Genomic DNA, 13,757 nt, shown 5'->3' on the forward strand with positions numbered 1-13,757 from the left:
CAGGGTGTCCACGGCACCCGTCGCCGCACCCCGGTGACCTCGACGACCCCTTCGGGAGGGCTCACGATGCGCGTCCCCTTCAGCGTCAACCACTTCATCGACCGGGCCGCCCTCGTCTACGGCGACCGGGTGGCGGTCGTCGACGAGCCGGCCCAGCCCGCTCCCCCGCTCGAGGACGTCACCTATGCCGCGATGCGGCGCCTGGCGCACGCCCAGGCGGCCCATCTCGACTCCCTGGGCCTCGAGGTCGGCGACCGGGTCGCCGTCGTCTCGCACAACTCCGCCCGCCTGCTCACGAGCTTCTTCGGGGTGTGCGGCTCGGGCCGCGTCCTCGTGCCGGTGAACTTCCGCCTCGCGCTCGAGGAGGTCCAGTACATCGTCGGCCACAGCGGGGCCCGGGTCGTCTACGTCGACCCCGAGCTGCGCGACCAGCTCGCCGACCTCGAGGCCGAGCACGTCTTCGTCCTCGGCGAGGACGAGCACCTCTTCGGCGACGCGCCGCTCGAGGGCGACCCGCCGCAGCCACGCCCCTGGGAGCCCGACGAGGACGCGACGGCGACGATCAACTACACCTCGGGCACGACGGCCCGCCCGAAGGGGGTCCAGATCACCCATCGCAACATCTGGACCAACGCGGTGACCTTCGCCATGCACATCGGGGCGGGCGACCGCGACGTCTACCTCCACACCCTGCCCATGTTCCACGCCAACGGGTGGGGCATGCCCTTCGCGATGACGGGCGTCGGCGCCCGCCACGTCGTCATCCGAAAGATCGACGGCGCCGAGATCCTGCGCCGGGTCCGCGACGAAGGGGTGAGCGTCATGTGCGCCGCGCCGGCCGTCGTCGCCTCGGTCCTCGCCGCCGCCCAGGACTGGGAGGGCGAGATCCCCGGCCGCGGGCGGGTACGCATCGTCGTCGCCGGCGCCCCGCCGCCCACGACGACCGTGGCGCGCGTCGAGACCGAGCTGGGCTGGGAGCTCATCCAGATCTACGGGCTCACCGAGACCTCTCCCCTGCTCACCGTCAACCGCACCCGCGCGGAGTGGGACGACCTCGACCCGCAGGAGCGCGCCGCGCGGCTCGTGCGCGCCGGGGCGCCCGCCCTCGGCGTCGAGCTCGACGTCTCCCCCGAGGGAGAGGTCCTCGCCCGGGCCAACCAGGTGATGGAGGGCTACTGGGAGCAGCCGCAGGAGAGCGCGGCGGCGCTCGAGGACGGGTGGTTCCACACCGGCGACGGCGGCACGCTCGAGGACGGCTACCTGACGATCAGCGACCGCAAGAAGGACGTCATCATCACCGGCGGCGAGAACGTCTCCTCGATCGAGGTCGAGGACGTCCTCTTCGCCCACCCCGCGGTCACCGAGGTCGCCGTCATCGGCGTGCCCGACGAGCGGTGGGGCGAGACGATCAAGGCCCTCGTCGTCCTCGACCCCGACCACGACGAGGAGGTCACCGAGGCCGAGCTCATCGCGTGGTGCAAGGGCAAGGCCGCGGGCTACAAGGCCCCGACGTCGGTGGAGTTCCGCGACGAGCTCGCCCGCACGGCGACCGGCAAGCTGCAGAAGTTCAAGCTCCGCGCCCAGTACTGGCAGGGCCGCGACCGCCAGGTCAACTGACCTCTGCTCCCGACCGGGCCGGGCGGGCCCGACCGGCTCAGCGCAGCTCGCGGAGCCGGTCGAGGGCCACCTGGAGGTCCTCGGGGTAGGTGCTCTCGTAGTGCACGTACTCGCCGGTCCCCGGGTGGGTGAAGCCCAGGCCCATCGCGTGCAGCCACTGGCGCTCGAGCCCGAGCCGGCGGCCGAGCGTCGGGTCGGCGCCGTACAGCGGGTCGCCGACGCAAGGGTGGCGCAGCGCGGCCATGTGGACGCGGATCTGGTGAGTGCGGCCGGTCTCGAGGTGCACCTCGACGAGCGACGCGTGCCGGTGGGCCTCGAGCAGCTCGTAGTGCGTGATCGCGTGCTTGCCGGAGTCCATGACGGCGAACTTGTAGTCGTGCCCGGGGTGGCGGCCGATCGGTGCGTCGACCGTGCCGACGTGCGGGTCGGGCAGGCCCTGGACGAGCGCGTGGTAGGTCTTGTCGACCGTGCGCTCCTTGAAGGCCCGCTTGAGCACCGAGTACGCGTACTCGCTCTTGCACACGACCATCAGGCCCGAGGTGCCGACGTCGAGACGGCTGACGATGCCCTGGCGCTCGCTCGCGCCGCTCGTCGTGATGCGGTAGCCGGCCGCGGCCAGACCTCCGAGCACCGTCGGGCCGGTCCAGCCCACGCTCGGGTGGGCGGCGACCCCGACGGGCTTGTCGACGACGACGATGTCGTCGTCGTCGTGGACGACGCGCATGCCCGGGACGGGCTCGGCGACGACCTCGACGCGCGGCACCTCCTCCGGGCTCGGCAGGCTCACCTCGAGGTGGCTGCCGTCGTGGACGCGCTCGGACTTGCCGACGGCGGACCCGTCGAGCACGACGTGGCCCTCCGCGGCGAGCTCGGCGGCCTTGGTCCGGCTCACGCCGAAGAGACGCGCCACGGCGGCGTCGACCCGCTCGCCGGCCAGGCCCTCCGGCACGAGGACGTTGCGCACGTCAGGCATCTCGCTCCCCCTTCGTCTGCTCCTGGGCCGGCTCGGCGGCCGGTCTCTCCTGCGTCTCGTCCTCGGCGTCGTCGGTGTCCTCGTCACGGGCGTGCCGGCCGGCGCGCACGCCGTCCAGGCCCACCCCGGTGAAGGTCAGCCACACGACGACGACCGCGCCGAGCACGATCGCGATGTCGGCGACGTTGCCGACGAAGAGCCCGCCGTAGTCGATGAAGTCGATGACGTGGCCGCGGCCCGGTCCGGGCTCGCGGAAGAAGCGGTCGGAGAGGTTGCCCAGCGAGCCGCCGAGGAGCAGCCCGAGGGCGGCGGTCCAGCGCGGGCTCGCCGCGCGCCAGGCGGCGACGACGACGGCGATCGTGATCGCGACGGCCAGGGCGGTCATGACGACCGTCGAGGAGTCACCGATCGAGAAGGCCGCGCCGGGGTTGCGGATGAGCCGCAGGCTGAGGACGTCGCCGACGAGGGGCACGACGTGCCCGTCGTCGAGCGAGCCCAGCGCCCACACCTTGCTCGCCTGGTCGAGACCGAGGGTCACCAGGGCGAGCAGGGCGAAGGGGGCGAGGGTCGCCCGGGTCCGCGGTCGCAGTCGTGCCCCGCTCGCGTCGTCGGGAGCGCCGTCGGCGGCGCCCCCGTCGGCTGCGGGGTCGGTGGGAGGGGTCAGCGTCGTTCCTGCTTCGTCTTGCATGTCACGCACAGGGTCGCACGTGGGTAGGCCTGGAGGCGAAGCTTGCCGATCGCGTTGCCGCAGGACTCGCACCGTCCGTAGGTCCCGTCGTCGATCCGCTCGAGGGCGTGGAGGTTCTGGATGAGCATCGCCCGGGTGTTGTTGGCCAGGGTGACCTCCTGCTCGCGCTCGAAGGTCTTCGCCCCTGCGTCCGCCTGGTCGTCGCCCGACCCGTCGGCGTGGTCGCGCATGAGGTCGACGAGGTCGTGCTCGGCGGTCTCGATCTCCGTGCGCAGGCGGGCGACCTCGTCGTCGATCTCCTTGCGCACGGCCTTGAGCTCGGCCTTGGTCCACGCGGCCTCGTCGTCGCGCACGACGAGCGTGGGGGCGACGTCGCCGGCCTTGGAGCGGGTCCGGGTGCTCGTCGTCGTGTCCGCCGACTCCTCGGCGGACTTCTTCGCCGCGCTCTTCTTCGCGGTCTTCTTCGTCGCAGGGGTCTTCGCCGCGGCGGTGGTGCTCGACCTGGCCATGTCCGTCCTCAGCTGGCACGGCCCGCCGATCGCGGGCCGAAGGTGGCCTGAGGATAGACGCCCCGGGGACGCAGCGGCCACCGCAGGGCCCGCCCTGTCCGGTGTCGGCGCAGGACAGCACGACGGGGGTGAGCGCGACCTGCGCGCTCACCCCCGTCGTCGTGGAGCCGTGGTGCCCTCGCGGGCGCCGGGTCAGCCCTGCTTCTGCGCCGGGCGCTCGGTCGTCCCGACGGTGTCGAGCTCGGCGAGCTGGCCCGAGATGTAGTCCTTGAGCCGCGAGCGGTAGTCCTTCTCGAAGGACTTGAGGTCCGCGATCTGCTTCTCGACCTCGGTCTTGCGCTGCTCGAGGTCGCCGAGGATGCGCTTCTTCTTCTCCTCGGCCTCCGCGACCATGCCCTGGCTCTTGCTCGTGGCGTCGCCGATGAGCTTGTCGCGCTGCGAGGTGCCCTCGCCGACGAGCTTCTCGTTCGCGGCCTTGCCGCGCGAGAGCAGGTCGTCGTGCTGGGTCTGGCCCTTCGTCACGAGCTCGTCGTGACGCGCCTGGCCCTGACCGACCAGCTCCTCGAACTTCGCCTTCGCCTCGGCGACGAGCTTGTCGTGCTGGGACTGGCCCTCGGCGACGTGCTCGTCGTGCAGGCGCTGCGCGAGCGCGATGAGACCGCTGGCCCCGCCACCGGTGGCGGCACCACCGGCGAAGGCAGCGGCCTGGTCACCCTGGCCGGGAGCCGTCGCGGCGGGCGCGGGCGCCTGCTGGGCGGCCTGGGCCTTCGCCTCGGCCTCGGCGGCGGCGCGCTCGGCGGCCTCGCGGCGGCGCTGGGCGTCCTCCTGGGCCTTCTTGGCGTCGGCCTCCGCCTTCTTCGCGTCGGCCTCGGCCTTGGCGATGCGCTCCTGGGCGGCCTTCTCGGCCTCCTCGGCGCGGGCGGTGACGGTGCTGACGCGCTCGTCGGCGCCGCGCTTCGCGGCGGCGGCCTGCTCGTCGCGCGACCGGGACTCGCGCCCCTGCTGCTCCTCGAGCGCCTTGACGCGCGCCTCGGCCTCGCTCGCGCGCTTCTGCGCGTCGGCGAGAGCGCTCTGCTCCTTCTCCAGACGGGCCTTGAGCTCGTCGTTGCGCCGCATGAGCGCGTCGCGCTCCTTGACGGCCTGGCCGGAGTCACCGGCCGGGGCGGGCGCGGCCGCGGCGGACGTCGTCGCCGGGGCGTCGCCGTCCTGGACGCGGGCCCGCAGGTCCTCGCCGTCCTTGACCATGCGGCGCATCTCGGCGACCACCTCGTCGAGGAAGTCGTCCACCTCGCGCTCGTCGTAACCCCGTCGGAACTGGGTCTGGGTGAACGTCTTGTTGAGGACGTCCTCAGGCGTCAGCGCCATCTCTTCTCCTCGTTGCACGGACACGTGAGACGCCTGTCGCTCCCGCGAGCAGGCATCGAGTCACCCTAGATGATACGCAGCAGGATCGAGACACCGAGGATGAGCACGAGGAAGGCGAGGTCCAGCTGGACGCCGCCGAGACGCAGCGGCGGGATGACCTTTCGGATGGCCTTGAGCGGCGGGTCGGTGATCGAGTAGATGACCTCGGCGACGACGAGCGCGATCCCGCGGGGCCGCCACTCGCGGGCGAAGACCTGGATCCAGTCGAAGATCAGCCGCCCGATGAGCACGAGGAAGAAGGCGTACAGCACGAGGTGGACGACGGCCCGGATCAGCTCCATGGGCCCTATCTAAACCTGCCGACCTGCGAGCTCGCCGCACCGGGTACGACACGCGACGCCCGGCTCCTCGTGGGACGAGGGGCCGGGCGTCGGGCGGGACGGCGAGCGGTGCGCGGTCAGCTCTGGTTGAAGAGGTTGCGCGCGGCAGGCTCGTCGGCACCCTCCGCGGCGACCTCGATGTGCTCCGGCGAGAGCAGGAAGACCTTGTTCGTCACGCGCTCGATCGAGCCGTGGAGGCCGAAGACGAGCCCCGCGGCGAAGTCGACGAGACGCTTGGCGTCGGAGTCGTCCATGTCGCTGAGGTTCATGATGACCGGCACGTCGTCGCGGAAGCTCTCGCCGATGGCTCGGGCGTCGTTGTACGTGCGCGGGTGGATGGTCGTGATGCGGTTGAGCTGGCCCACAGGCACCTCCCGGACGGCAGCGGCGTGGTCGTGGCGCTCGACGGGGCGCAGCCGGGTCACCTCGGCGCGGGGCGCCTCCTCGACCTCGTCATAGCTCTCGTCCGCCTCGTCGACGTACTGGTCCTCGTAGTCGTCGTAGCGCTTCTGATCCTCGGCCAGGCCGAGGTACACCATCGCGTCACGCAGTCCCATGTCTCTACTTCCTTGCCTGCAGCCTCACGGGGCCGCTCCACTCGCCGGTCGTGACCGAAGTTACCGGTGGGACTGCCGATCTCCGAGGATTGCGCTGCCGACACGCAGGTGTGTCGCCCCGTGGGCGACGGCCTGCTCGAGGTCGCCGCTCATGCCCGCCGAGATCATCACCGCACCCGGGTGCTCGGCGCGCACCTGCGCCGCGAGCTCGGCGAGCCGGGCGAAGGCGGGCGCCGGGTCCGCACCCCGGGGGGCGACGGCCATCACCCCGCCCAGGCGCAGCCCGCTCTCGACGACGAGATCGGCCAGGGCGGGCACGTCCTGCGGCTGCGCCCCGCCGCGCCCGGCGTCGGACCCCTCGAGGTCGACCTGGACGAGGCCGGTCACCTCGCGCCCGGCGGCCTGGGCGCCCCGGGCGAGGGCACGCACGACCTTCGCCCGGTCCAGCGAGTGCACGACGTCGGCCAGGCGGGCGATCTCGCCGGCCTTGTTGCTCTGGATCTGCCCGACGAAGTGGGTGCGCACGCCCGGCGGCGGGCCGTCGCCCTCGGCGAGCTTGGCCGTCGCCTCCTGGGCGCGAGACTCCGCGACGTCGCGCACCCCGAGCCCGACGAGGGCGTCGAGGTCGCTGCGGGGGAAGTACTTCGTGACGACGACGAGCCGGACCTCGTCGCGCGGGCGACCGGTGGCCGCGCACGCGGCGTCGATCCGCGCGTGGACGGCGGCGAGCCGCTCCTGCAGCTCGGCGACGCGCTCGGGGGTGGCGCTCATGCCAGCCCCACGAGCCCGGCGAGCCGGCCGGTCGTGCCGTCGCGGCGGTAGGAGTAGAGGGTCGGGTCCTCGCGGGTGCAGCCGGGCAGCCACTGGACGGCGACGTCGAGGGCGGCCAGCTGCTCGACGACACCGCCCGCGACGTCGATCGCCGGGGTGCCCTGCCAGGTCATGGCGTAGGACGCCGGGCTGGTGGCGGCGGCGTCCTCGCGCATCGCGGCCGGCACCTCGTAGCAGCGGCCGCACACCGACGGCCCGAGCGTGGCGGTGATCTGCTCGGCCCCGAGGTCGCGCATGGCCGCCACGGTCGCGGGGACGACCCCGGCGAGCATGCCGGGCCGACCCGCGTGGGCCGCGCCGACGACCCCGGCCCGGGCGTCGTGCAGGAGCACCGGGGTGCAGTCGGCGACGAGCACCGCGAGCGTGACGCCGCGGGTGTCGCTCACCATCGCGTCGCACGTCGGCGACCCGCCGGCCGCGCGCACGTGGACGACGTCGGCGCCGTGCACCTGGTCCATGTAGGCGACCGGGGTGCCGACCGCCTCCTCGACGAGCGCGCGGTTGCGGGCGACCGCCGTGGGGTCGTCACCGACGTGGCCCCCGAGGTTGAGCCCGTCGTAGGGACCCTCGCTCACCCCGCCGAGCCGATGGGTGACAGCGCGCAGCACCCCTTCGTCCCGGCTCTCCCAGCGCAGCGGGTGCTGCGTCGGCAGGGGGGCGAAGGGGTGCTCGCTCACGTCGTGCAGGGTGCTCAGCGCACCCTCACTTGAGGAAGTCGGGGACGTCGAGGTCGTCGCCCTCGTCGAAGGTCACCTGACGCGGGGGCTGCTGCACCTGCGGGCGCTCCTGCGGGGCGGCCGGGGCCTGCTGGGCCTCGTCCTGCACCGGCACGGCGACGGGCTGCGCGGGGGCGGCCTGCTCGCGCTGACCACCCTGGCCGCCGACCGGCTGCGGCTGGGGGCGCTGCTGGGGCTGGGCGGCCGGCTGCTGGGCCGGCGCCGGGCGCTGACCCTGCGAGACGGGCTGCCCGCCCTGCGGGCGCTGCTGACCGCCCTGCTGCGCGCCGCGCTGGCTCGACCCCTGCTGGCCCGAGCCCTGCTGGCTCGAGCCCTGGATCGTGCCGAGGGCCCGCTCGTCGGGCCGGGCGTTCGGCGCACCGCCGTCGAAGCCGGCGGCGATGACCGTCACCCGCACCTCGTCGCCGAGCGCGTCGTCGACGACGGCACCGAAGATGATGTTCGCGTCGGGGTGCGCACCCTCCTGGACGAGGCGGGCGGCCTCGTTGATCTCGAAGAGACCGATGTCGGAGCCACCCTGGATCGACAGGAGCACGCCGTGCGCGCCGTCGATGCTCGCCTCGAGCAGCGGGCTGCTGATGGCCAGCTCGGCCGCCTGGACCGCGCGGTCCTCGCCGCGGGCCGAGCCGATGCCCATGAGAGCCGATCCCGCGCCCTGCATGACGGACTTGACGTCGGCGAAGTCGAGGTTGATCAGACCCGGGGTGGTGATGAGGTCGGTGATGCCCTGGACACCGGAGAGGAGCACCTGGTCGGCGCTGCGGAAGGCGTCGAGCATCGACACGGCGCGGTCGCTGATCGAGAGCAGCCGGTCGTTGGGGATCGTGATGAGGGTGTCGACCTCGTCGCGCAGCGACTGGATGCCGGTCTCGGCCTGGGTCGCGCGGCGGCGGCCCTCGAAGGTGAAGGGGCGGGTGACGACACCGATCGTCAGGGCACCGAGCGACTTGGCGATCTTCGCGACGACGGGCGCGCCACCGGTGCCGGTGCCACCGCCCTCGCCCGCGGTGACGAAGACCATGTCGGCCCCCTTGAGGACCTCCTCGATCTCGTCGGCGTGGTCCTCGGCGGCCTTGCGGCCGACCTCGGGGTCGGCACCGGCGCCGAGACCACGGGTGAGCTCGCGACCCACGGCGAGCTTGACGTCGGCGTCGCTCATGAGGAGGGCCTGGGCATCGGTGTTGATGGCGATGAACTCGACGCCCTTGAGGCCGACCTCGATCATCCGGTTGATGGCATTGACACCTCCACCGCCGATGCCGACGACCTTGATGACGGCGAGGTAGTTCTGGGCAGATGCCACGGGGGTTCTCCTGGATGGGTGACGTGCTGGACTTCTCGAGACGAAATCTCGACGTCAACTTGAGAGTTACGTTTTGATCACGACCGGTGTGCCGCTGACGTTATGCGTCACGGACGCCCGTCGCAAGGCAGGTCCCCCGCGTGTCGGGACGGGTCTGCAGATCGTGGCCGGACTGTGCTCTCGACGGGTGCCTGACCCACCTGCGCGCGGGGTGGCTCAACGGGTGACGGGGGTGTCTGGGGCCGAGACGTCGAGCACCTTGGGACGGCCCTTGAGCAGCACGTCGATGACCTGCACCTTGAGCTGAGGTTGCGCCTCGTCGCCCCAGACGACGGTCGTGCGCCCGATCCGGAAGCTCACCCGGTCGGCGGCGTCGACGGTCACCGCCGAGACCTGCTCGCGCACGTCCTGCGGCAGGGCCTCGAGCATCGACAGCGCCGCCGTGACCCCGTGCCCGCTCACCTCGGCGCCCCGGTCCGCGGAGATCGTCGGGACCCCCTTCGGCACCGACCCCGTCGAGCGGATGCGGATGCCGTCGATGTCGTAGACCTCTACCTGACCTTTACCCCGGTTCACCGCGAGGGCGGGGATCCGGGGCACGACGTCGACGCGAAGGGTGCGCGGCCAGTCGCGCACGACCGTCGCCGACTCGACCCCGGGCCTGGCCTCGGCGCCGTCGACGATGGCGCCGACGTCGACCCGGGCGAGGGGTCGGCCGTGAGCGTCGGCGGCGAGCTCGCCGATGGCCGCGGTGTCGCCCGGCTCGGCCCCGACGACGTCGACGTCCTGGACGGCGAGGAGGGGGCTGAAGCCGACGACGTAGACGCCCGCGGCGACGACGGCGACCGCCCCGCTCCCCCAGGCCCACCGGCGGCGGCGGTCGGCCGCGAGGTCGGCCTGGCGCTGCTCGAAGCGCGCGTGCTGGGTGCTCGTCATCGCTGCCGCAGGCCCTGGAGGACCGGCGCGCCGAGCGCGGTGACGTCGCCCGCGCCGATCGTCATGACGAGGTCGCCCGGGCGCGCCCGGGCGACGACGTGCGCGACGGCGGCCTCGGGCTCGAGCACGGCGACGACCCGACCGGCCGCGCGCAACGGCTCCGCGACGACCTCGGAGGTCACCCCGGGCACCGGGTCCTCCCGCGCGCCGTAGATCGGCAGCAGGACGACGTCGTCGGCCGGGGCGAGACCGGCCGCGAAGTCCGCGGCGAAGTCGGCGGTGCGCGAGTACAGGTGCGGCTGGAAGATGACGAGCAGGCGGCCCGGCCGGGCGATCTCGGAGGCGGTGGCGACGACGGCGCTCACCTTGCCGGGGTTGTGGGCGTAGTCGTCGACGACGGTGATGCCGTCGACCTCGCCGCGCACCTCGAAGCGGCGGCGCGTGCCGGCGAAGTCCGCGAGACCGGCGAGCACGGCGCGCGCGTCGTGCCCGCAGCCGAGCACGGCTGCGGCGAGGGCCGCCGCGGCGTTGAGCAGGTTGTGCCGCCCGGGGACGCGCAGCACGAGGTCGTGCACGACGCCCTCGAGCGCGACCTGGGCCCGCGCGCCATGACCCTCGAGCACCGGGTCGGCGAGACGGACGTCGGCGTCGGGCGAGAAGCCGTAGGTGACGACGCGCGTCCCCTGCCCGCCGTCGGGGTGCGGACCGCCGGCGTCGCGGACCGCGTCGGCGAGCCGGGCCGAGCCCGGGTCGTCGGCGCAGGCGACGACGAGGCCGCCGGGGCGCACGGTCCGGGCGAACTCGGCGTAGGCCTGCTCGACCGTGGCGAGGTCGCCGTAGAAGTCGAGGTGGTCGGCCTGCACGTTCGTCACGACCGCGACGTCGGGGTGGTAGACGAGGAAGGAGCCGTCGGACTCGTCGGCCTCGGCCACGAAGTCGGGCCCGCCGCCGAGGGCGGCGTTCGTGCCCTGGCTGGCGAGCTCGCCGCCGAGGGCGAAGGAGGGCCGGGCGCCCAGGTGCAGCAGGGCCGAGGTGAGCATCGACGACGTCGTCGTCTTGCCGTTCGCCCCGGCGACCGCGACCCGGCGCTGCTCTCCCATCGCAGCCGCGAGGGCCTGGCTGCGGTGGAGCACGCGCGTGCCGGCCTCGCGGGCGGCGACGAGCTCGGGGTTGCTGTCACGGATGGCCGAGGAGACGACGACGGTGTCGACCCCGTCGACGTGGGCCGGGTCGTGACCGACCCAGATCTGCGCGCCCCGGCGGCGCAGCTCGTCCAGGACGGGGCCGTCCTTGGCGTCGCTGCCGCTCACGCGGGCGCCGGCGTCGAGGAGCAGCCGGGCGACGGCGGACATGCCCGCGCCGCCGACGGCCAGGACGTGCACCCGGCCGAGCTCGGCCAGGCGCGGGACCGGCGCGTCGACGTCGAGACGGAAGGGCAGGCGGTCGCGCACGCTCATGCGCCCTCCCCCGCCCCGCGCGCGGCCGCGAGGGCCCGGCCGACGAGGTCGGCGAGCAGCTCGTCGCCGTCGCGCTCGCCCACGGCGGAGGCGGCGAGCGACATCGTCGCGACCCGCTCGCGGTCGCCGAGCAGGGGCACGACGACGTCGCGCACCCACGCCGGGGTGACCTCGGAGTCCTCGGTGAGGGTGCCGCCGCCCGCGGCGACGACGCCCGTGGCGTTGAGCCGCTGCTCGCCGTTGCCGATGGGCAGGGGCACGTAGAGACCGGGCAGCCCGACGGCCGTCAGCTCGCACACGGTGTTGGCCCCGGAGCGGCACACGGCGACGTCGGCGGCGGCGTAGGCGAGGTCCATCCGGTCGAGGTAGGGCACGACGACGTACGGGACGCCGGGCACCGCCCCGACGGGCTCGAAGTCCTTGTCCCGCCCGGTGACGTGCAGGACCTGCACGCCGGCGGCGCCGAGGTCGGCCACGCTCGCGGCGAAGGCGTCGTTGAGCCGCTTGGCCCCGAGCGACCCGCCGGTGACGAGCACGGTGGGCAGGTCGGGGTGCAGGCCGAGGTGCGCACGGCCCTCGGCCCGGCGGGCGGCCCGGTCGAGGTCGGCGATCTCACGGCGCAGCGGCATGCCGGTGACGGTGGCGTGCGCGAGCTCGGTCTGGGGGAAGGTGATGCCGACGTGGCGCGTCATCCGGGCGCCGACCCGGTTGGCCAGACCGGCCCGGGCGTTCTGCTCGTGCACGACGACCGGGACGCCGCGGCGCCGGGCGGCGAGGTAGACGGGGGTCGAGACGTAGCCGCCGAAGCCGACGACGACCTCGGCGCCGCTGGACTCGACGAGCTCGCCCGCGCGGGCGACCGCGCGGCGCAGCGCGCCGGGCAGGCGCAGCAGGTCACCGGAGGGGCGACGCGGCAGCGGCACCTTGGGGATCGTCGCGAGCTCGTACCCGCGCGCGGGCACGAGCCGTGACTCCAGGCCCTGCTCGGTGCCCACCGCGAGGATCGCGACCTCGGGATCGCGCCGCCGCAGGCAGTCGGCGAGGGCGAGCAGCGGCGAGACGTGCCCGGCCGTCCCCCCTCCGGCGAGCAGGACGCTGCGTGGGCTGGTGGGGGTGGTGCTCATGATGCGCTGCTGCTCCGTCGGGTGAGGCGGGCGGGGATGAGGGTGTGCAGGCGGGAGGGGCGCGAGGCCAGGGCCGCCGCGCACGTCGGCTCGGCGCGGGCGAAGGAGAGCAGGATGCCGACGGCGAGCATCGTCGTCACGAGCGAGGAGCCGCCGGAGGAGACGAAGGGCAGCGGCACCCCGATGACCGGGAGCATGCCGATGACCGAGCCGATGTTGATCATCGCCTGCACGAGGACCCACGTGCAGATGCCGGCCGTGGCGACCCGGACGAAGAAGTCCTCGGTCGAGCTCACGAGACGCATCCCGACGACCGCGAGACCGGCGAAGAGGGCGATGACCCCGAGGCTGCCGAAGAGGCCGAGCTCCTCGCCGATGATCGCGAAGATGAAGTCGTTGTACGGCTCGGAGAGCCAGCCCCACTTCTCGCGGCTCCCGCCGAGGCCGACGCCCCACCAGCCGCCGTCGGCGAGGGCGTAGCGCCCGTGCATCGGCTGCCGGCAGATGGCGTAGTAGAGGTCGGTGCCCGGCGCGCAGCGTGCCGGGTCGAGCCAGATCGCGATCCGCTCCATGCGGTTGCTGCTCACCGAGGCCATGATCGCGACGAGGACGCCGAGGACCCCGAGCGCCAGGCCGAACCACCGCATCCGCACGCCCGCGGCGAAGAGCATGCCGACGACGATCGCGGCGATGACCATCGCCGTGCCGAGGTCGTGGCCGATCATCACGAGGGTGAGGATGCCCAGCCCGATGGGCGCGACGAAGGGGACGACGGCCTGGCGGATGTCGCCCAGGGCCGCGCGTTTGCGCTCGAGGACGAGCGCACCGCCGAGGACGAGCCCGATCTTGGCGATCTCGCTGGGCTGGATGCTCACGGGCCCGACGCCGATCCAGTTCTTGTTGCCCTGGAAGCCGTAGCCGACGAGGGGCACGAGGGCGAGCAGCCCGACGCCGCCGGCGAGCAGGAGCATCGCGCTGCGCCGCCAGAAGGCGATGGACCGGGTCGCGGCGAACCACATCGCCGCGAGACCGAGGACCGCGAAGACGAGCTGCTTCAAGAAGATCGTCAGCGACGAGTCGTTCTGCTTGAGCGAGACGATCATCGAGGCCGACAGGACCATGACGAGCCCGACGGTGACGAGGATGCCGACGATGCCGAGCAGCCCGTAGTAGGTCGTCAGCGGGGAGTCGACGAGGCGGGTCCAGGACCCGGCCCTGCCCCGGGGCAGACGGGTGGTGCGACCGACCGGGCGCCCCCCGCTCGTCGCGTTGCTGCTCAT

14 protein-coding genes are annotated in these 13,757 nt (G+C 73.5%); 1 reads left to right on the forward strand and 13 read right to left on the reverse strand.

What is annotated here, in order from left to right; all coding sequences use genetic code 11:
* Positions 1-66: 66 nt before the first annotated feature.
* A complete protein-coding gene (locus ABIB53_RS01030; protein WP_354586772.1) occupies positions 67-1,617 on the forward strand; it encodes an AMP-binding protein in 1,551 nt (516 codons plus the stop codon).
* A 37-nt stretch (positions 1,618-1,654) separates the two neighbouring features.
* Here ABIB53_RS01030 and ABIB53_RS01035 read toward each other — a convergent pair whose 3' ends face one another.
* From ABIB53_RS01035 to ftsW, 13 genes are all read right to left on the reverse strand, one after another.
* Entirely contained in the window at positions 1,655-2,590 is a 936-nt protein-coding gene (locus tag ABIB53_RS01035) for an RluA family pseudouridine synthase (RefSeq protein ID WP_229299106.1), read from the reverse strand.
* Positions 2,583-3,278 carry a signal peptidase II gene (gene lspA, locus ABIB53_RS01040; RefSeq protein ID WP_354586773.1) on the reverse strand — a complete coding sequence of 232 codons (696 nt, stop codon included), beginning with the start codon at positions 3,276-3,278 and terminating at the stop codon, positions 2,583-2,585. Before lspA ends, ABIB53_RS01035 begins: the two co-directional genes overlap by 8 nt.
* A complete protein-coding gene (locus ABIB53_RS01045; protein WP_354586774.1) occupies positions 3,251-3,787 on the reverse strand; it encodes a TraR/DksA family transcriptional regulator in 537 nt (178 codons plus the stop codon). Before ABIB53_RS01045 ends, lspA begins: the two co-directional genes overlap by 28 nt.
* A gap of 192 nt (positions 3,788-3,979) precedes the next feature.
* Positions 3,980-5,152, reverse strand: a complete 1,173-nt coding sequence (locus tag ABIB53_RS01050; RefSeq protein ID WP_354586775.1) for a DivIVA domain-containing protein — start codon at positions 5,150-5,152, stop codon at positions 3,980-3,982.
* Between the two features lie 65 nt (positions 5,153-5,217).
* Positions 5,218-5,493, reverse strand: coding sequence for a YggT family protein (locus tag ABIB53_RS01055; RefSeq protein WP_252974277.1), 276 nt, complete (start codon positions 5,491-5,493; stop codon positions 5,218-5,220).
* A 116-nt stretch (positions 5,494-5,609) separates the two neighbouring features.
* Positions 5,610-6,089 carry a cell division protein SepF gene (locus ABIB53_RS01060; protein ID WP_068275063.1) on the reverse strand — a complete coding sequence of 160 codons (480 nt, stop codon included), beginning with the start codon at positions 6,087-6,089 and terminating at the stop codon, positions 5,610-5,612.
* Positions 6,090-6,149: 60 nt separating this feature from the next.
* Positions 6,150-6,860 carry a YggS family pyridoxal phosphate-dependent enzyme gene (locus ABIB53_RS01065; protein WP_354586776.1) on the reverse strand — a complete coding sequence of 237 codons (711 nt, stop codon included), beginning with the start codon at positions 6,858-6,860 and terminating at the stop codon, positions 6,150-6,152.
* A complete protein-coding gene (gene pgeF / locus ABIB53_RS01070) occupies positions 6,857-7,597 on the reverse strand; it encodes a peptidoglycan editing factor PgeF (RefSeq protein ID WP_502914613.1) in 741 nt (246 codons plus the stop codon). Before pgeF ends, ABIB53_RS01065 begins: the two co-directional genes overlap by 4 nt.
* A gap of 25 nt (positions 7,598-7,622) precedes the next feature.
* On the reverse strand, positions 7,623-8,960 hold the full coding sequence (ftsZ, locus tag ABIB53_RS01075) for a cell division protein FtsZ (protein WP_123093399.1): 1,338 nt from the start codon (positions 8,958-8,960) through the stop codon (positions 7,623-7,625).
* A gap of 216 nt (positions 8,961-9,176) precedes the next feature.
* Positions 9,177-9,896: an FtsQ-type POTRA domain-containing protein gene (locus tag ABIB53_RS01080; RefSeq protein ID WP_354586777.1), complete on the reverse strand. Its 720-nt coding sequence runs from the start codon at positions 9,894-9,896 to the stop codon at positions 9,177-9,179.
* Positions 9,893-11,353, reverse strand: coding sequence for a UDP-N-acetylmuramate--L-alanine ligase (gene murC / locus ABIB53_RS01085; protein ID WP_354586778.1), 1,461 nt, complete (start codon positions 11,351-11,353; stop codon positions 9,893-9,895). The genes ABIB53_RS01080 and murC overlap by 4 nt, the downstream gene beginning before the upstream one ends.
* On the reverse strand, positions 11,350-12,477 hold the full coding sequence (gene murG / locus ABIB53_RS01090) for an undecaprenyldiphospho-muramoylpentapeptide beta-N-acetylglucosaminyltransferase (protein WP_354586779.1): 1,128 nt from the start codon (positions 12,475-12,477) through the stop codon (positions 11,350-11,352). Before murG ends, murC begins: the two co-directional genes overlap by 4 nt.
* Entirely contained in the window at positions 12,474-13,757 is a 1,284-nt protein-coding gene (ftsW, locus tag ABIB53_RS01095) for a putative lipid II flippase FtsW (RefSeq protein ID WP_123093403.1), read from the reverse strand. Before ftsW ends, murG begins: the two co-directional genes overlap by 4 nt.

The sequence above is a fragment of the Janibacter sp. UYMM211 genome (assembly GCF_040547045.1).
GTDB classification, from domain to species: Bacteria; Actinomycetota; Actinomycetes; order Actinomycetales; family Dermatophilaceae; genus Marihabitans; species Marihabitans melonis.